Annotated in this window: 15 protein-coding genes, 1 tRNA gene and 1 pseudogene; 4 read left to right on the plus strand and 13 right to left on the minus strand. The window is 67.2% G+C overall.

Annotated elements, in window-relative coordinates:
• Positions 1 to 12 precede the first annotated feature (12 nt).
• The 3 genes from ABS73_RS10145 to ABS73_RS10155 form a co-directional block, all read right to left on the minus strand.
• The gene (locus ABS73_RS10145) at positions 13 to 1,266 is read right to left on the minus strand and encodes a urate hydroxylase PuuD (RefSeq protein WP_423805148.1); all 1,254 of its coding nucleotides are present in this window, start codon (positions 1,264 to 1,266) and stop codon (positions 13 to 15) included.
• 1 nt (position 1,267) lies between these two features.
• The gene (gene uraH / locus ABS73_RS10150; protein ID WP_277018406.1) at positions 1,268 to 1,621 is read right to left on the minus strand and encodes a hydroxyisourate hydrolase; all 354 of its coding nucleotides are present in this window, start codon (positions 1,619 to 1,621) and stop codon (positions 1,268 to 1,270) included.
• A gap of 187 nt (positions 1,622 to 1,808) precedes the next feature.
• Positions 1,809 to 3,263, minus strand: coding sequence for a uracil-xanthine permease family protein (locus ABS73_RS10155; RefSeq protein WP_277018408.1), 1,455 nt, complete (start codon positions 3,261 to 3,263; stop codon positions 1,809 to 1,811).
• A gap of 315 nt (positions 3,264 to 3,578) precedes the next feature.
• On the opposite strand from ABS73_RS10155, the gene bhcR reads away from it, so the two are divergent.
• The gene (gene bhcR / locus ABS73_RS10160) at positions 3,579 to 4,379 is read left to right on the plus strand and encodes an HTH-type transcriptional regulator BhcR (protein ID WP_277018409.1); all 801 of its coding nucleotides are present in this window, start codon (positions 3,579 to 3,581) and stop codon (positions 4,377 to 4,379) included.
• Between the two features lie 6 nt (positions 4,380 to 4,385).
• Here the strand turns inward: bhcR and ABS73_RS10165 are convergent, their stop codons facing one another.
• Positions 4,386 to 5,687: an NCS2 family permease gene (locus tag ABS73_RS10165; RefSeq protein WP_277018410.1), complete on the minus strand. Its 1,302-nt coding sequence runs from the start codon at positions 5,685 to 5,687 to the stop codon at positions 4,386 to 4,388.
• Positions 5,688 to 5,883: 196 nt separating this feature from the next.
• On the opposite strand from ABS73_RS10165, the gene puuE reads away from it, so the two are divergent.
• Entirely contained in the window at positions 5,884 to 7,290 is a 1,407-nt protein-coding gene (gene puuE / locus ABS73_RS10170; protein WP_277018412.1) for an allantoinase PuuE, read from the plus strand.
• Positions 7,291 to 7,409: 119 nt separating this feature from the next.
• Positions 7,410 to 8,186: a bifunctional allantoicase/(S)-ureidoglycine aminohydrolase gene (locus ABS73_RS10175; RefSeq protein ID WP_423805150.1), complete on the plus strand. Its 777-nt coding sequence runs from the start codon at positions 7,410 to 7,412 to the stop codon at positions 8,184 to 8,186.
• 15 nt (positions 8,187 to 8,201) lie between these two features.
• Here the strand turns inward: ABS73_RS10175 and ABS73_RS10180 are convergent.
• From ABS73_RS10180 to ABS73_RS10220, 9 genes and pseudogenes are all read right to left on the minus strand, one after another.
• Positions 8,202 to 8,533: pseudogene (locus ABS73_RS10180) on the minus strand (DUF3140 domain-containing protein).
• Between the two features lie 50 nt (positions 8,534 to 8,583).
• Positions 8,584 to 9,486 carry a DMT family transporter gene (locus ABS73_RS10185; RefSeq protein WP_277018414.1) on the minus strand — a complete coding sequence of 301 codons (903 nt, stop codon included), beginning with the start codon at positions 9,484 to 9,486 and terminating at the stop codon, positions 8,584 to 8,586.
• A 60-nt stretch (positions 9,487 to 9,546) separates the two neighbouring features.
• Positions 9,547 to 10,290 (minus strand): YebC/PmpR family DNA-binding transcriptional regulator, encoded by a 744-nt coding sequence (locus ABS73_RS10190; protein WP_277018416.1) that lies wholly within the window; start codon positions 10,288 to 10,290, stop codon positions 9,547 to 9,549.
• Between the two features lie 153 nt (positions 10,291 to 10,443).
• The gene (locus ABS73_RS10195) at positions 10,444 to 10,671 is read right to left on the minus strand and encodes a hypothetical protein (protein WP_136856826.1); all 228 of its coding nucleotides are present in this window, start codon (positions 10,669 to 10,671) and stop codon (positions 10,444 to 10,446) included.
• 141 nt (positions 10,672 to 10,812) lie between these two features.
• On the minus strand, positions 10,813 to 12,597 hold the full coding sequence (locus ABS73_RS10200) for an SLC13 family permease (protein ID WP_277018418.1): 1,785 nt from the start codon (positions 12,595 to 12,597) through the stop codon (positions 10,813 to 10,815).
• A 101-nt stretch (positions 12,598 to 12,698) separates the two neighbouring features.
• Positions 12,699 to 13,514, minus strand: coding sequence for a TIGR00282 family metallophosphoesterase (locus ABS73_RS10205; RefSeq protein WP_277018420.1), 816 nt, complete (start codon positions 13,512 to 13,514; stop codon positions 12,699 to 12,701).
• A 102-nt stretch (positions 13,515 to 13,616) separates the two neighbouring features.
• Positions 13,617 to 13,823, minus strand: coding sequence for a cold-shock protein (locus ABS73_RS10210; RefSeq protein WP_136856823.1), 207 nt, complete (start codon positions 13,821 to 13,823; stop codon positions 13,617 to 13,619).
• 155 nt (positions 13,824 to 13,978) lie between these two features.
• Positions 13,979 to 14,053, minus strand: a tRNA-Thr gene (locus ABS73_RS10215).
• A gap of 43 nt (positions 14,054 to 14,096) precedes the next feature.
• Entirely contained in the window at positions 14,097 to 15,785 is a 1,689-nt protein-coding gene (locus ABS73_RS10220) for an ABC transporter permease (RefSeq protein WP_423805149.1), read from the minus strand.
• Positions 15,786 to 15,899: 114 nt separating this feature from the next.
• On the opposite strand from ABS73_RS10220, the gene ABS73_RS10225 reads away from it, so the two are divergent.
• Positions 15,900 to 16,775, plus strand: coding sequence for a hypothetical protein (locus tag ABS73_RS10225; RefSeq protein ID WP_277018422.1), 876 nt, complete (start codon positions 15,900 to 15,902; stop codon positions 16,773 to 16,775).
• The last annotated feature ends 96 nt before the right edge of the window (positions 16,776 to 16,871 follow it).

Raw genomic sequence — 16,871 nt, forward strand, 5'->3', positions numbered from 1 at the left:
TGTCAGCAGAAATCACAGCCCCGCGACGCCCAAGGGGCCGACCTGGCGGAACCAGCGCAGGATGGCGTCACGTTCGGCATCCTCCATGCCGGTGATGTTGGCGGGCGGCATCGCGTCGGTCAGCCCGGCCTGCAGATAGACCTGATGCGCGGCGCGGGCGATGTCGGCGGGCGTCTCCAGCAGGACGCCCTTGGGGGCCACGCGGATGCCGTCCCAGACCGGCTCTCGGGCATGGCACATGGAGCAGCGGCCGATCACGGCCTGGCTGGCCTCCTCGAACCCCGGCGCTTGGGCAAAGCGCGCCTCGACCGGAGTCAGGGGGCGGGCCATCGATTCCTCATAGCTGTCCTGGTTCACGCCCAGGGCCGACAGCCACATGACCCCGATGAACAGCATCACGGTGACGGCCCAGGTCCACCACCGATACCCCTTGCGGGCATGCATGGTGTTGAAGAAATGCCGGATCGTCACCCCCATCAGAAAGATCAGCGCCGCGATCAGCCAGTTGTACTGGCTGGCAAAGGCCAACGGATAGTGGTTCGACAGCATCAGGAAGATGACCGGCAGCGTCAGATAGTTGTTATGGGTCGAGCGCAGCTTGGCGATCTTGCCGTATTTCGGATCGGGCGCGCGCCCGGCCTTGAGGTCACCCACCACGATGCGCTGGTTCGGCATGATGATCAGGAAGACGTTGGCGGTCATGATCGTCGCCGTGAACGCCCCCAGATGCAGCAGCGCCGCGCGGCCCGTGAAGATCTGGTCATAGGCCCAGCCCATCGCCACCAGCGCCAGGAACAGCAGCCCCATCAGCACCGTCGGTCGGTTGCCCAAAGGCGACTTGCACAGCCCGTCATAGATCAGCCAGCCCACCGCCAGCGACCCGCCCGAAATCGCGATCGCCTGCCAGATCGCCAGATCCGCCTTGGACGGTTCGATCAGATAGAGGTTCGCCCCCGCCCAATAGGTGACCATCAGCAGCGCCGCGCCCGACAGCCAGGTCGCATAGCTCTCCCATTTGAACCAGGTCAGATGCTCGGGCATCCGCTCGGGCGCGACCAGGTATTTCTGGATGTGGTAAAAGCCCCCGCCATGGACCTGCCATTCCTCGCCATGCGCGCCCTTGGGCATGCCGGGCGCCTTCTGCAGGCCCAGGTCCAGCGCGATGAAATAAAAGGACGACCCGATCCAGGCGATGGCCGTGATCACATGCAGCCAGCGGATGGCAAAGGACAGGAATTCCCACAGGATGGCGGTTTCCGGGATCATCTCAGCTGCCCCGATAGGTCGAATAGCCGAAGGGAGAGACCAGCAGCGGCACGTGATAATGATCGTGCTGCGACATGCCGAACCGGATCGGGATCACGTCCAGAAAGCGCGGGTTCTCGGCCACGACGCCGGTCGCGTCCATCCAGGTACCGGCGTGGAACTCCAGCTCATAGGTGCCGGTCGCGAACTCCGCCTCGGGCAGGATGCGGGCGTCGGTGCGCCCGTCGGCATTGGTCACCATCCGCGCCAGCTCGGTTCGCGCGCCGTCCTCCAGACGGAACAGGATCACCTCCATGCCAGCGGCGGGCGCGCCGCGCGCGGTGTCCAGAACATGGGTCGTCAGAAATCCGGGCATCACATCCCCCCTCTTGTCGCTTTCCACCCTGATACCCGATCCCGCACCCCCTTTGAGCCGCAAGCCTCGCAAGGCAGTCTTAAGATTTCGTGAATAATCCCCTGCGCCCCGCACCCAAGCCCGTCCCGGCCCCGCCGGGACGGGAGAGCAGGCGCAAGGGCGGCCCCCGGCCGCCCTTTCCGCAAGCTCAGCGGTCGCGCAGGCCCGCGCCATGGCCCGACAGCCCGCCGCTGACCTCCTCGGTGGCCTCCGCCGCCAGCTCCTGCGGCAGCACCAGGTTCAGCACGATGGCGATCAGAGCGGCGGGCAGGATGCCCGATGCGCCCAGAACCCGCAGCGTCTCGGGCAGGTGCTGCAGCGCGTCCACCCCGCCGGGCGCGGTGCCCATCGCCTCCAGCTGCAGCCCCAGGCCCACCGACAGCGCGACCGCAAAGATCACCATGTTGCGCCGGTTCCAGATCACGTCCGACAGCATGGAGATACCCGCCGCGACCACCATGCCGAACATCACGATCACGCCTCCGCCCAGAACCTCGATGGGAATGGTGCGGATCAGCCCGCCGATCTTGGGGACCAGCCCGCACAGGATCAGAAAGACCGCGCCGATGGTCACCACATGGCGGCTCATGACGCCGGTCATGGCGATCAGGCCGACATTCTGGCTGAAGGACGTGTTGGGCAGCCCCCCGAACACCCCCGCCACGGCGGTGCCGAAGCCGTCGGCATAGGTCGCGCCCTCGATCTCGCGGTCGGTGGCCTCGCGGCCCGCGCCGCCCTTGGTGATGCCCGACACGTCGCCCACCGTCTCGACGGCGGACACAAAGGCCATCAGGCAGAACCCGATGATCGCCGCAAAGGAAATCTCCCACCCGTACTTGAACGGCATGGGCAGCGCGAAAGCCGCTGCCTGCGACCAAGACCCGGTGATCGCCCCGACCGGCAGCTTGCCGGTCAGCAGGCAATAGACATAGCCCGCAGCAATCCCCACCAGCACCGCCGAAATCGACAGCATCCCGCGCGCAAAGAATTTCAGCCCCAGGGTCACCACGATCACCACCAGCGCCGCCGACCAGCTGGCCCAGCTGCCATAGAGATCGGACCCCTGCGCCTTGAGCGGCACGCCGCCCGCCGCATATTCGATGCCCACCTTGACCAGCGCCAGCCCGATCATCAGCACCACCAGCCCTGTCACCAGCGGCGGCAGCGCAAACCGGATGCGCCCGATCACGGTGCCCAGGGCGGCATGGAACAGCCCTCCGATCAGCACGCCCGTGAACAGCGCGGCCAGCCCGTCGACCCCCTTGCCCGCGACCAGCGGGATCATGATCGGGATGAAGGCAAAGGACGTTCCCTGCACGATGGGCAGCGCCGCGCCCACCCGCCCGATGGTCACCGTCTGGAACAGCGTGGCCACCCCCGCGAACAGCATCGACATCTGGATCAGATACAGCATCTCGGGGAAATCGGCGCTGTTCGACCCGAACCCGAACCCCGCCGCCCCCGCGACGATGATCGCCGGCGTGACGTTCGCCACGAACATGGCCAGCACGTGCTGGATGCCCAGAGGCACCGCCGACCACATCGGCGGCAAATAGTTCGGATCGCGCAATTGCTCGGGCGTGCCGATGCGTGAGATGGTCATGATGTCCCCCTGTTCTGTCGGCCCCACCGGACCCTTTGCCCCGCAGCGTGACCCCAAGGGCCCCCACGGCAAAGCTCATTCTGCGCTGCGGCATCGGGCCACCCCCGGATTGCCCAAGGTTCGGGCACAGGCCGCGGCCCAGTCTCCCCGGGTGCAGCCTGACACAGGCCCGGGGTTGCGACAAACATTCTGGAACTCGTTTCCAATTCGTCCGATAAGGGCGCATGCGGGCCGATCTGCGATTTCGCCAGCATTTCCGCAAACCGGGCGCGATTTTCGCCCATCGCGCAAGACGCCATCAACGGAGGCGCTAAAATGGCCGACCCGACCCGCAAGCGCGGACGCCCCCGCAAGACGATGCCCGACGCCCCCGGCACGGTGCAGGCGCTGGACCGGGCGTTGGACCTGCTGGATCTGCTGGCGGCACACCCGGGGCTGACCCTGTCCGAGGTCGCGGACCGTGCGGCCCAGCCCCCCTCCAGCGTGCACCGCGTGCTGCACACGCTGGCCACGCGCGGCATGGTGGAAAGCGATCCGTCCACCCAGGCCTGGAACATCGGCCCGCAGGCGTTCCGGCTGGGGTCGGCCTTCATGCGCCGGTCAGGGCTGGTGGAACGCGCCCGCCCGATCATGCGCGCCCTGATGGAGCACACTGGAGAGACCGCGAACCTGGGCATCCTGCAGGGCGATTCCGTGCTGTTCCTCAGTCAGGTCGAGACGACCGAGACGATCCGTGCCTTCTTTCCCCCCGGCACGCGATCGCCCCTGCATGCCTCGGGGATCGGCAAGGCGCTGCTGGCGTTCCGTCCTGACAGCGTCGCGGCCTTGGGCCCGCTTGCGCGCTTTACCGACACCACGCTGACCGACCCAGATGCGCTGGAGGCGGACCTGGCCCGCATCCGCCATCGCGGCTTCTCGTTCGACGATGAGGAGCGCACGCGCGGCATGCGCTGCATCGCGGCCCCCGTGTTCGACCTGTCCGGAGAGGCCATCGCCGGCATCTCGGTCAGCGGGCCGACGAACCGGATCGGGGCCGAACACGTCAAGACCCTGGGCGCCGTGGTGGCCGCCGCCGCCGCAGCCCTCTCCGAAGCCTTGGGCGGCCGGGCGGCGTGACCGGCCCTAATGCGCGCCGAACAGCGCGAATTTCGCCGTGAACAGCGCGGCGATGATCCAGGTCGCGGCGTGAACCTCTCGCGCGCGGCCGGTCAGCAGCTTGATCACCGCATAGCTGATGAAGCCGAAGGCCAGCCCGTTCGCGATGGAATAGGTCAGCGGCATGGCGATGGCCGTCAGCACGGACGGCGCAGCCTCGGTCACGTCGTCCCAGGTGACCTCGGACAGCTCGCGCACCATCAGCGTCGCGACATAGAGCAGCGCGGGCGCGGTCGCATAGGCGGGCACGGCGCCCGCCAGCGGCGCAAAGAACATCGCGGCCAGGAACAGCACGCCCACGACCACCGCGGTCAGGCCCGTCCGGCCCCCCGCCTGCACGCCCGAGGCGCTTTCGACATAGGCGGTCGTCGACGAGGTGCCCAGCATCGCGCCCGCGGTGATCGCGGTCGAATCGGCCATCAGCGCGCGGCCCAGGTTCTTGTTGGTATGCGTCGGCCCCTCGGTCAGCAGGCCCGCGCGCTTGGCCACGCCGATCAGCGTGCCGGTGGCGTCAAAGACCTCGACCAGCACCATCACCAGCACCACCTGCACGATGCCAAAGGTCAGCGCGCCCAAAAGGTCCATCTGCAGGAAGGTCGGCGCGATCGAGGGCGGCATCGACACCACGCCCCCGAACTGGCTGACGCCCAGGGCGATGGACACCACGGTGACCGCCAGGATGCCGATCAGGATCGCCCCGGTGACGCGCAACGCGTCCAGCGCCACGATCACGAAGAACCCGGCGATGGTCAGCAGCGCACCCGCCTGCGTCAGGTCGCCCAGGGCCACCAGCGTGGCCGGGTTGCCAACGACGATTCCCGACGATTGCAGCGCGATGATCGCCAGGAACAGCCCGATCCCCGCCGCGATGGCGCTGCGCATCGAGGCCGGAATCCCCGAGATCAGCCAGCGCCGGATGCCCGTCACCGACAGGAACAGAAAGATCAAACCGCTGATGAAGACCGCGCCCAAAGCCTGCTGCCAGGTGAACCCCATCATGCCCACGACGGTAAAGGCAAAGAACGCGTTCAGCCCCATGCCCGGCGCCATGCCGATGGGCCAGTTGGCCCAGAACCCCATGATCAGCGACCCCACTGCCGCAGCCAGGCAGGTCGCGACGAACACCGCGTTACGGTCCATGCCGGTCATGGCCAGGATGTCCGGATTGACGAAGATGATATAGGCCATGGTCAGGAAGGTGGTGATGCCCGCGATCACCTCGGTCCGGATGCTGGTGCCTTTGGCGGCAAGATCGAAATAACGTTCCATGAAGTCCCCCTTGGCCGCGACACTGGGCGGTGCGGCGCAGTGCCGCAATCGCCACCGGCGCGCAAGTCTTTCAATGCCTCATTGAAAGACATCCCGATTGTCGCGCATTCCTTGATACAGAATTCGGGCCCTGCCCGCTTGCCCTTGGGGCGCGGGCGGGCTTTGCTGACGCAACGACAGGCACAAGGGGACCCCGATGCGATACAGCCGCGATCTGACCGGATATGGCGAGACACCCCCCGATCCCCGCTGGCCGGGCGGCGCCCGCATCGCCGTCCAGATCGTCCTGAACTATGAGGAAGGCGGCGAGAACAGCATCGAACACGGCGACCCCGCCTCCGAGGCGTTCCTGTCCGAGATCATCGGCGCCCAGCCCTGGCCCGGCCAGCGGCACTGGAACATGGAATCGATCTATGATTACGGCGCGCGGTCGGGCTTCTGGCGGATGCACCGCCTGCTCAAGGACCTGCCCATCACCGTCTATGGCGTGGCCACCGCGCTGGAGCGCAGCCCCGAACAGGTGGCGGCCATGCAGGAGGCCCGGTGGGAGATCGCGACCCACGGCCTGAAATGGATCGACTATCGCAACGTCCCGCGCGAGGTCGAGGCCGATCACATCGCCCAGGCCGTCGCGCTGCACACCGCGATCACCGGCGAACGTCCGCGCGGTTTCTATCAGGGGCGCACGTCGATGAACACGGTGGCCCTTGGTTGCGAAGAGGGCGGGTTCGAATACCTGGCCGACACCATCGCGGACGAGTTGCCCTATTGGCATGTCCATGAGGGCCGCCCGCAGCTGATGGTGCCCTATACGATGGACGCCAATGATATGCGCTTCTCCAGCGGTCAGGGGTTCGGCACGGGGACCGATTTCTTCGACTATCTGCGCGACAGCTTTGACATGCTCTATGCCGAAGGGGCGGCGGGTGCGCCCAAGATGATGTCCATCGGGCTGCATTGCCGTCTGGCCGGGCGCCCCGGCCGCGCGATGGCGATCCAGCGCTTCCTGGACCATGCGCGCAGCCATGAGGGCGTCTGGTTCGCCAGCCGCCTGGACATCGCCCGCCATTGGGCCGCCGAACACCCGTATCGCCCGCGCATCCGCCCGTCACAGATGGAGCGTGACGCCTTTGTCGCAAGGTTCGGCGGCGTCTATGAACATTCGCCCTTTATCGCCGAACGCGTCTGGGACGCCGAAATGGGCGCCGTCCATGACACGCCCACGGGCCTTGCGGGTCGCATGGCGCAAATGTTCCGCGCGTCGGGCGACGACGAACGCCTCGGCATCCTGCAGGCCCATCCCGACCTGGCGGGCAAACTGGCGCAGGCCAAACGCCTGACCGCCGACAGCACCGCCGAACAGGCCAGCGCCGGCCTCGACGCCCTGACCGATGCGGAACGGGCCGAATTCACCCGCCTGAACGACGCCTATGTCGCCAAGCACGGCTTCCCCTTCATCATCGCGGTCCGCGACCACGACAAGGCGGGCATCCTGTCCGCCATGCAGAACCGCCTGGACAACCCCACTCCGCTTGAGCGCGCCACTGCCGAGGCGCAGGTCATCCGCATCGCCACCCTCCGCCTGAAAGAGATCCTGACATGACCGAGACCGGCCCAGCAGGCGCCCCCACCGGCGACATCGCCCAACTACCCACCGACGACGCGACCGCGCCGCGCATCCGCTATGCTGGGCCCGTGGCGGGCCTGCCGCCGCAGACGGGCATGACCACCGACACCGCAGTCTTTACCGACGCCTATGCGGTGATCCCGCGCACGGTGATGCGCGATATCGTCACCAGCTATCTGCCCGGCTGGCAGGGGATGCGGTTCTGGATGCTGGCACGCCCCCTGACCGGGTTCGCGGAAACCTTCAGCCAGTATATCGTCGAACTGGCCGAGGGCGGCGGCAGCGACACCCCCGATGACGACCCCGAAATTCAGCACGCGATCTTTGTCACAGGCGGCGACATGCAGGTGGTGATCGACGGCACCGAACATCTGCTGACGCCCGGCGGGTTCGCCTATATCCCCCCCGGCACGCTCTGGCAGATCCGCAACCGCACCGCCGGTCCCGCAGGATTTCACTGGTGGCGCAAACGGTGGCAGCCCTTTGCCGGCACTGACAAACCCGAGCCCATCGTGGTGCAGGAGCAGGACATCGCGCCGTCGATGATGCCCGACACGGACGGGGCCTGGGGCACGACGCGCTTCATGGACCCGGCCGATCTGCGCCACGACATGCACATCACCGTGGTGACGTTCAAACCCGGCGGCTCGATCCCCTTTGCAGAAACGCATGTGATGGAACACGGCCTGTTCGTGCTGGAGGGCAAGGCCGTCTATCGCCTGAACCGCGATTGGGTCGAGGTCGGCCCCGGCGATTACATGTGGCTGCGCGCCTTCTGCCCGCAGGCCTGCTATGCCGGGGGGCCGGGGCCGTTCCGCTATCTGCTCTACAAGGACGTGAACCGGCACGCGACGCTGTGGCCCAACCGCTGAACGCGGGGGCCGCGATCACTTCAGCGGATCGTGGCCCCAATTCATCAACGAATAGCGCCAGTCGCTGTGTTTCTTGTCCTTGGCCGGGCCGCCCTGCGCCAAGTGGCGCTTGATATAGCCCGCGACCTTGGCCATGTGCGCCCAGTCATCCTCGGTCAGGTCGGCCTTTTTCTTGTCCTTGATGCGCAGGATGTGGCGGCCCGACTTGTGGCCGGTGCTTTCGCCCTGCCCGCCCGTGTCGCCGACCGATTTGCTCTCATCGGTGTCCAGCCAGTCCTTCAGCGCGGACGGGACCATGTTGACCAGCGCCGCCAGTCGTCCCAGATCTGTTCCTGCGATGCCATCATGTCCTCCGGTGTCGGGGGCGAACACCCGGAGCGGGGACCGGGTTCCGGCCTCAGATCTTGGTCGCGCTGACCGGCGGGGTCACGGTGCGGGCGCGCACCCGCGCCTCGCGCCAGGTGATATAGCTGATCGCCCCGATCATCAGACCGCCGCCCAGCATCACCCACCCGTCCAGCGGTTCGTGAAAGACGAACACCCCGACCAGGCTGGCCCAGACCAGCTGCAGGAAGGTCACCGGCTGCGTCACCGTCAGCGGGGCCGCGGCAAAGGCCCGGGTCATCGTGTAATGGCCTGCCGTGGCAAAGACCGCGACCAGCGCCAGCCAGGCCAGCTGCGCCATCGTGGGCGGCACCCATTGCGCCAGGGCCAGCGGCGCCAGCCCCACCGACACGGTCAGCGACATCATCGCCACGACCACCGATGCGGGCACCTTGCCCGACAGCTGCTTGGCGACCAGATAGGAGGCCCCGAACGCGACCGAGGCCAGCACCTGCGACAGATGCCCCGGGTCCAGCTCTCGCAGCCCCGGGCGCAGCACGATCAGCGCGCCCAGCAGGGCCACGCCCACGGCCATGATGCGCCGGGCGGCCAGACGCTCGCCCAGAAACAGGGCCGCGCCGATGGTCACGATGATGGGATTCAGAAAGCCGATGGCCGTGACCTCGGCCACGGTGATGCGCGACATGGCATAGAACCACGCCACCACCGCCACGACATGCAGCGCCGCACGCAGGGCGAACAGCCGCCAGATCGGCGCCGGGAACCCGCCCCGCAGGGCGCCGACAATGACCGGCGCCAGAAAGACCAGCCCGAACAGGAACCGGATGAACGCCGCCTGAGAGGCTGGCAGCGCCCCCTCCAGGCTGCGCACGATGGTGTTGACGGCGACAAAGCACAGCCCCGTCGCCAGCATCCAGCCTATGCCGATCAGGTCGCGGCGGGTTTCAGCTTCCATTTGCATCATCTGCAAGTGCCGCCTTTCGCCGCCGCGCGCAAGACCCATCGGAGCCGGAGGTCACAGCTGCGCCGCGACCTCTTCCGAGATGTCGAAATTGCCGGTGACGGTCTGCACGTCGTCGTCATCCTCCAGCGTGTCGATCAGGCGCATCAGCTTTTGCGCGGTCTCCAGATCGGTGACCTCGGTCGGGGCCTGCGGCTTCCAGATCAGCTTGGCGCTGTCGGCCTCGCCCAACGCTGCCTCCAGCGCGCTGGACACCTCGTTCAGCGCGGTGTCGGCGCAATAGATCCAGTGGCCCTCATCGTCGGATTCGACGTCATCGGCACCGGCCTCAAGCGCGGCCATCATGACGGTGTCGGCATCGCCCGCGCTTGCGGGATAGACGATTTCTCCGACGCGGTCGAACATGAAGCTGACCGAACCGGTCTGGCCCATGTCACCGCCCGCCTTGGTGAAATAGCTGCGCACGTTGGACGCGGTGCGGTTGCGGTTGTCGGTCATCGCCTCGACCACCAGCGCGATTCCGTTGGGGCCGTAACCCTCATAGCGGATCTCGTCATAGCTCTCGGCATCGCCGCCCTGCGACTTCTTGATGGCGCGGTCGATCACGTCCTTGGGGACGGATTTGACCTTGGCCTCCTTGACGGCCATGCGCAGGCGGGGGTTCTTTTCGGGATCGGGGTCGCCCATCTTCGCGGCGACGGTGATTTCCTTGGCCAGCTTGGAGAACAGCTTGGAGCGCAGCTTGTCCTGCCGCCCCTTGCGGTGCTGTATGTTGGCCCATTTGGAATGGCCTGCCATGTCGGGTCGTCCTTCGGCTTGCGGAATATACGGGTCTGGCGCGCTTTTAGTCCAGCCCGCCACCCCATCGCAAGACTAACCCGACACCGTGGCCCCAAACGCAAAACGCGGCCCATGAGGCCGCGCGTGCGTCGTCCAGCGATATCCGCAGCCTTACAGTGCGGCGGCGCCGCCCAGAATGCGACGAACCTCGCCCTCGCGGGTCAGACCCTTGGCGGACAGTTCCTCGTCCGAGATCTGGCTCAGGCGGTTCAGCGCGCGCATCTGCGGGCTGGCCTCAGCCAGCATGATCATGAAGCGGCCGACGGCGCGGAACGGAGCCAGCAGCGACGCCGCCGAAAAGCCGGTGGTCTTGGTGTGAACAGAAGCGATGGTCGCCATGTGGAAACTCCTTGCGTGTGACAAAGCCGTTCCCTCCCCTGCACCCTAGATCGGGGTTTCGGGCCCGGATCACAACCGCCGATGCTGCATGGCAGCATTGCAGACAGGTCAACCGCGCTGACCTGCCTGCGGCAGGTCGCCTCAGGGCGTCAGCGGCCAGATCAGCGGGATCAGCAGCGACGCCACCACCGCCATCAGCAGGTTCAGCGGCAGGCCGATCTTGATGAAATCGGCAAAGCGATAGCCGCCCGGCCCATAGACCAGCGTGTTGGTCTGATAGCCGATGGGCGTGGCAAAGCTGGCGCTGGCGCCCATCATCACCGCCACGACCAGCGGGCGCGGATCGACCCCAAGCGTCACGCCCAGGCTGATCGCCACCGGCGTCAGGATCACGGCGACAGCGTTGTTGGTCACCGCTTCGGTCAGGGTGGTCGCCAGCAGATAGACCGCCAGCACCAGCGCCCAGGGCGGCAGCGTGGTCATCCAGGGCGCGACCTTGTTCACGATCAGCTGCACCGCGCCGCTGGTTTCCAGACCCGCGCCGACGGCCAGCATCGCAAAGATCAGCGCCATCAGACGGCCGTCGACAAAGGACAGCGCCTCATCCGCGTCGATGCAGCGCGTGCCCAGCACCACCGCAACCCCGATGAAAGCCAGCAGCAGGATCGGCGCGATCTCCAGCGCGGACAGGATCACCACGCCCAGCAGCACAGCCACCACGATGGGCGCGTGCTTGCGCCGGAAGGCCCGGTCTGAGGGTGCGTTGACCTCGACCATGTCCATGTCGGCGGCCAGGCGCTGGATGTCGGCGGTGGCCCCCTCCAGCAGCAGCGTGTCGCCCACCCGCACCACCAGGTCGTCCAGCTGACGGCCGATATTCTGGTTCTTGCGATGCGCGGCCAGCACATAGACGCCGTAGCGCCGCCGCAGGCGCATGGAGCCCAGGGACCGCCCGATCAGGTGGCAACCCGGCGTGATCAGCACCTCGACCGTCGATGTCTCGACCGAGGACAGCTTGTCGACCATGCGCAGGTCCTTGTGTGTCTGCAGGCCCAGAACCTCGGACATGGGGGTGCGCAGCACCACGCGGTCGCCCTGCTCCAGCCGGACCCCGGCCAGGTCGCGCCGCAGCGACGCGTCGCCGCGCAGCACGTCGATGACGCGGGCATTGTCGCGGGCAAAGATGTCGACCTCCTCCAGGGTCTTGCCCTCAAGAGCCGACCCCTCGGGGATCGCGACCTCGGTGAAGAACTTCATCTTGGTGCGCCCGGACAGCAGCTGCGACATGGAATCGCGGTCGGGCAGCAGGCGCGGCGCAAAGATCAGCAGATAGACGACCCCTACGATGGCCATGGGCAGGCCGACCCAAGTGATCTCGAAGATGGTGAAATGCTCCATCCCCTGGGCGCGGGCGACGCCGTCCACCAGCAGGTTGGTCGATGTGCCGATCAGCGTCATCGTGCCGCCCAGGATCGACAGATAGGACAGCGGGATCAACAGCTTGGACGGTGATTTTCCCATCTCCTTGGCCAGCTGCATGAAGATCGGCATCATCACCACCACCAGCGGCGTGTTGTTGACAAAGGCCGACATGACGCAGACCACGCAGGACACCAGCCCCAGGGTCAGGATCGGATGCGCGCTGGCATGGCGCGCGGCACGCTGGCCGATCCAGTCCAGCGCCCCGGTCCGCACCAGCCCGCCCACGATGATGAACATGAACGCGATCGTCCAGGGCGCCGAATTCGACAGCACCCCGGCGATCGAACTGGTGTCCAGGATGCCCAGGGACAGCAGCACCACCGCCCCGATGATCGCCGTGACCTCGGGGGGGTAGGTTTCGCGGATGAAAAGGGTCAGCATCGCAATGATGATGAAGATGGTGACGACCGCGCTGGTCATCCCGGTCAGTTCAAATCCGAACATTCACGTCTCGATCCTGGCACGGCGGGGCCGCTTTGGCGCATCTTGCGCCAGATCAGCGCAGAGCCGCAAGCGATCTTCGCGGATGCAGAAAATGCGCGGCGTCAGGCCGGATGGGTCTGCGCCAGGCGGCCGCCATCGCGCACCGGCTGGATGCTGCGGGCCAGTCCGGTGCGGTCGTCGGTCTCGACGAAGACGCCCGACAGCGTCGCCTCTCCCTCGGCCGGGACAAAGCGGTCGCGAGCCATGCCGGTGATGAAACGACGCAGCGGCTCGGCCTTGTCCATGCCGATGACGCTGTCGTAATCGCCGCACATGCCGGCGTCGGTCAGATAGGCGGTGCCGCGCGACAGGATCTGCGCATCGGCGGTGGGCACATGGGTATGGGTGCCCACGACCAGACTGGCGCGCCCGTCGCAGAAATGGCCGACGGCCATCTTTTCGCTGGTCGCCTCGGCATGGATGTCGACCAGGGCCGCCTGGACCATGCCGCCCGGCGGATGCGCGCGCAGCACGCCGTCCAGCGCCGAGAACGGATCGTCATAGGGCCGCGACATGAACACCTGCCCCAACGCCTGCACCAGCAGCAGCTTGCGTCCGCGCGTGTCGCTGATGATCGTATGCCCCCGCCCCGGCGCGTCGCGCGCAAAATTCAGCGGCCGGATGATGCGCGGTTCGCGGTCGATATAGGCCAGCATGTCCTTTTGGTCGAACGCGTGGTCGCCAAGCGTCAGCGCATCCGCGCCCGCCTCCAGCAGCAGCTGCGCGTGACCGGCGGTCACACCGCGGCCCCCGCTGGCATTCTCCGCATTCACGACCACCAGATCGGCCTTGAGTCGCGCCCGCAGGCCCGCCAGCCGTTCGGTGATCGCCCGCCGGCCGGACCGGCCCATCACATCGCCAAGAAACAGGATTTTCATGCAGACCTGCTATGTCAAAGCCCCGCCGGCCTCAAGCCCGGGCAAGCAAAAAGGGCTGCCCCGGAGGACAGCCCTTTCGTATCGTCGCCGTAAGGCGTCGGATCAGACGAACTGGACGTTCGTTGCCGATTCGCGACCGTCGCGGCCACGCTCCAGCTCGAAGGTCACCTTCTGGCCGTCAGCGGGGGCCTGCAGGCCAGCGCGCTCGAGAGCCGAGATGTGCAGGAAAACGTCCTGACGGCCGCCTTCCGGTTGAATGAAGCCGAAGCCTTTGGTGCTGTTGAACCACTTCACGGTGCCGTTGGCCATCGTGAGATCTCCTGTCTTAGTGTTCCACCCGCAGTATGCGGTGGCTTGGCCGTCAGATTAACAAAGCAGACTGAAGGCAGAAGCAGACAGGATGCAGAGAATTTAACGTAGCCATCTCTAGATAGGGCAAGACGGTCCGGGATGCAAGGGAAAGTTGGTGCCGGCTGAGGGATTTGAACCCCCGACCCCCTGATTACAAATCAGACGCTCTACCACTGAGCTAAGCCGGCATCCCTGCCCGATTACCAAGCCGACCCGTGCTGCGCAAGCGCGTCAGCGCCCCGCGCGCCCCAGATTGGTGCGCGCCAGCAGCGCCACCGCCGCCAGCCCCACGGCCATCACCAGCAGGGCTGCGGGGGCGGCATTGCCCAGATCCTCCAGGCTGGCGCGTTCATGGGTGCGGGTGGCCAGCGTCTCAAAGTTGAAAGGGCGCAGCAGCAGCGTGGCGGGCAGCTCCTTGACGCAATCGACGAAGACCAGCAGCAGCGCCGCCCCCACCGACCCGCGCATCATCGGCAGATACACCGTCCGCAGCACGCCCGCATTGTCGCGCCCCAAGGACCGCGCCGCCATGGGCAGCGACGGCGGCACGCGCGTGAAGGCCGCGTCGATCGCCCCCTGCCCGATGGCAAAGAACCGCACCAGATAGGCCAGCACGATGGCCGTGCCCGTCCCCGTCAGGATCAGCCCCGGATCGGTGCCGGTCAGCGCCAGCCAGCCGTCGGCCACCCGGTGGTCCAGCGCCGCCAGCGGAATCAGCAGCCCCACCGCCAGCACCGCCCCCGGCGCCGCATAACCGATGGTGGTGACCGGCATCAGCAGGCGCGGCAGCGCCCGCCCCGACAGGCGCGTGCCATAGACCATGATCAGCGCGCCCAGCACCGTCAGCACCGCCGCCATCCCCCCCAGGGACACCGTGTGCCAGGCCGCCCGCGCCAGCCCCGGCGACAGCCAGCCCTGCGGATAGGCCAGCGCATAGGTCGCAATCACACCCACCGGCAGCACGAAGCCCATCGCAAAGGGCAGCATGCAGGCCAGCATCGCCGCAACCCCCGCCAGCGGGCGCAGGCGCTGTCGGGTCACCGGGCGGGGCTGGCGCGCGCTTTGATGATAGCGGGCATTGCGGCGGGCGAATCGCTCCCACAGGGACAGGACCACGATGATGGCCAGCATCGCGCAGGCGATCTGCGCCGCGCCGCCGGCGTTCCGACGCTCCAGCCAGGTGGTGAAGATGCCGGTGTTCAGGGTCTGGACGCCGAAATAGCTGACGACGCCGTAATCGGCGACCGCCTCCATCATCGCGATCGCGGACCCCGCGACGATGGCCGGGCGCGCCAGCGGCAGGCCCACGCGGGCGAACAGGCCCCAGGGCCCGGTGCCCAGGGCGCGCGCGACCTCATAGGCGCTGCCTGATTGTTCGTGCAGCGCCGCCCGCGTCAGCAGATAGACGTAAGGGTAAAGCGCCGAGGCCAGCACCACGACCGCCGCCTCCAACGAGCGGATGCGCGGGAACCAATAGTCGCGCGCCGATTCCCACCCGAACCAGCCGCGCAGGGCGATCTGCACCGGGCCGGAATAGTCCAGGAAATCGGCCAGCGCATAGGCGCCGATATAGGCCGGCACCGCCAGCGGCAGCAGCAGCAGCCATTGCAGCGCGCCGCGGCCCGGAAAATCGTACATGCTGACCAGCCAGGCCGCCCCCGTGCCCATCGCCGCCGCCAGAAGGCCGGTGCCCATCGCCAGCGCCACCGTGTTGCCGAAATAGCGCGGCATGACCGTGGACAGCAGATGCGGCCAGATGTTGTCGGTGGGGTTCAGTGCCAGCCAGACGACCGACAGCACCGGCATCAGCACAAGCCCCGCCACCAGCACTGCGGCCAGCGACCATCCCCGGCCGCCCCCCTGGCGCAGGGCATGATCGTGACGGCGCGGGCGGGTCTGGGCGGGGGCTGTCCGGGTCATGGCATGGGCGATAGGGCAAAGCGGTTTGACTGTCCACGCCACAGCGGTAATCTGCGCGCCAGATCCCGCGTGGCCCGGCCGCGTGCGGCACCTTGTAAAGACGGGACAGTTCAGATGCAGATGGTTTTCCACATGGGGGTGCATGGCACCGATGGCGACCGCCTGCTCAAGACCCTGCTGAACAACCGCGCGGCGCTGCAGAAGGCCGGGACCGAGGTCGTGACCCCGAACCGCCATCGCGGCCTGTTCGACGAGGCGCTGAAATCGCTGAACGGCGGCACCGCCACCCCCGAGATGGAACAGATCATGCTGGACGCGATGCTGGACAGCGACGATCCGTCGCGGGTCATCATGTCCACGCCGACCTTCATGGGCGCGCCCGGCCGCGCGGTCGGGCGTGAGGGCCTGTATCCGCAGATCGGGCTGCGCGCCGCGGCGCTGTCGCGGCTGTTCCCGTCGGCGCAGACTGAGTTCTTCGTCGCGATCCGCAACCCCGCAGTGCTGCTGACCGAGGTCCTGGGCCAGTTCAGCGGCGGCGGCTATGACGCCCTGATGCAGGGCACCGACCCCCTGCAGCTGCGCTGGCGCCCCGCGATCCAGCGCCTGCTGCGCGCGGCGCAGGGACGGCGCGTGGTGGTCTGGTGCCACGAGGACGTGCCGCTGATCTGGCCCGAGGTGGTGCGCCTGGTCGCGGCCCTGCCGCCTTCGGCGCCGCTGTCGGGCGGCATCTTGTACATGCACGAACTGTTGGGCGATGCCGGGGTCGCGCTGCTGCGCGACGCGATGGCCGGGCGCGACCAGATGACCGTGCGCCAGCGCCGCGACCTTTACGCGCGGATGTTGGCGGACCACGCGCTGCCCGATACGGTCGACCAGCCGATCGAGCTGCCCGGATGGACGCAGGACATGGTCGACGAGGTCACCCGCGCCTATCACGCCGACGCGGCCGAGATCGCGGTCCTGCCCGGCGTGGAATTCATCCTGCCCTAGGCTCAGGACTCGTTCTGGATCATAGCCAGAACAAGACGGTTGCCGCGAGCAGGATGGCGGAGAAGAAGGTCTCTGGACAGCGGTCGTATCGTGTGG

This window comes from Paracoccus sp. SCN 68-21 (assembly GCF_001724535.1).
Taxonomy (GTDB): domain Bacteria; phylum Pseudomonadota; class Alphaproteobacteria; order Rhodobacterales; family Rhodobacteraceae; genus Paracoccus; species Paracoccus hibiscisoli.

Coding starts and splice junctions, on each gene's coding strand:
- ABS73_RS10205 (WP_277018420.1), bottom strand. CDS start 13,514: ATGAAAATCCTGTTTCTTGGCGATGTGATGGGCCGGTCCGGCCGGCGG.
- ABS73_RS10225 (WP_277018422.1), top strand. CDS start 15,900: ATGCAGATGGTTTTCCACATGGGGGTGCATGGCACCGATGGCGACCGC.
- ABS73_RS10155 (WP_277018408.1), bottom strand. CDS start 3,263: ATGACCATCTCACGCATCGGCACGCCCGAGCAATTGCGCGATCCGAAC.
- ABS73_RS10145 (WP_423805148.1), bottom strand. CDS start 1,266: ATGATCCCGGAAACCGCCATCCTGTGGGAATTCCTGTCCTTTGCCATC.
- ABS73_RS10220 (WP_423805149.1), bottom strand. CDS start 15,785: ATGACCCGGACAGCCCCCGCCCAGACCCGCCCGCGCCGTCACGATCAT.
- ABS73_RS10195 (WP_136856826.1), bottom strand. CDS start 10,671: ATGGCGACCATCGCTTCTGTTCACACCAAGACCACCGGCTTTTCGGCG.
- puuE (WP_277018412.1), top strand. CDS start 5,884: ATGCGATACAGCCGCGATCTGACCGGATATGGCGAGACACCCCCCGAT.
- ABS73_RS10175 (WP_423805150.1), top strand. CDS start 7,410: ATGACCACCGACACCGCAGTCTTTACCGACGCCTATGCGGTGATCCCG.
- ABS73_RS10190 (WP_277018416.1), bottom strand. CDS start 10,290: ATGGCAGGCCATTCCAAATGGGCCAACATACAGCACCGCAAGGGGCGG.
- ABS73_RS10210 (WP_136856823.1), bottom strand. CDS start 13,823: ATGGCCAACGGCACCGTGAAGTGGTTCAACAGCACCAAAGGCTTCGGC.
- uraH (WP_277018406.1), bottom strand. CDS start 1,621: ATGCCCGGATTTCTGACGACCCATGTTCTGGACACCGCGCGCGGCGCG.
- bhcR (WP_277018409.1), top strand. CDS start 3,579: ATGGCCGACCCGACCCGCAAGCGCGGACGCCCCCGCAAGACGATGCCC.
- ABS73_RS10165 (WP_277018410.1), bottom strand. CDS start 5,687: ATGGAACGTTATTTCGATCTTGCCGCCAAAGGCACCAGCATCCGGACC.
- ABS73_RS10185 (WP_277018414.1), bottom strand. CDS start 9,486: ATGGAAGCTGAAACCCGCCGCGACCTGATCGGCATAGGCTGGATGCTG.
- ABS73_RS10200 (WP_277018418.1), bottom strand. CDS start 12,597: ATGTTCGGATTTGAACTGACCGGGATGACCAGCGCGGTCGTCACCATC.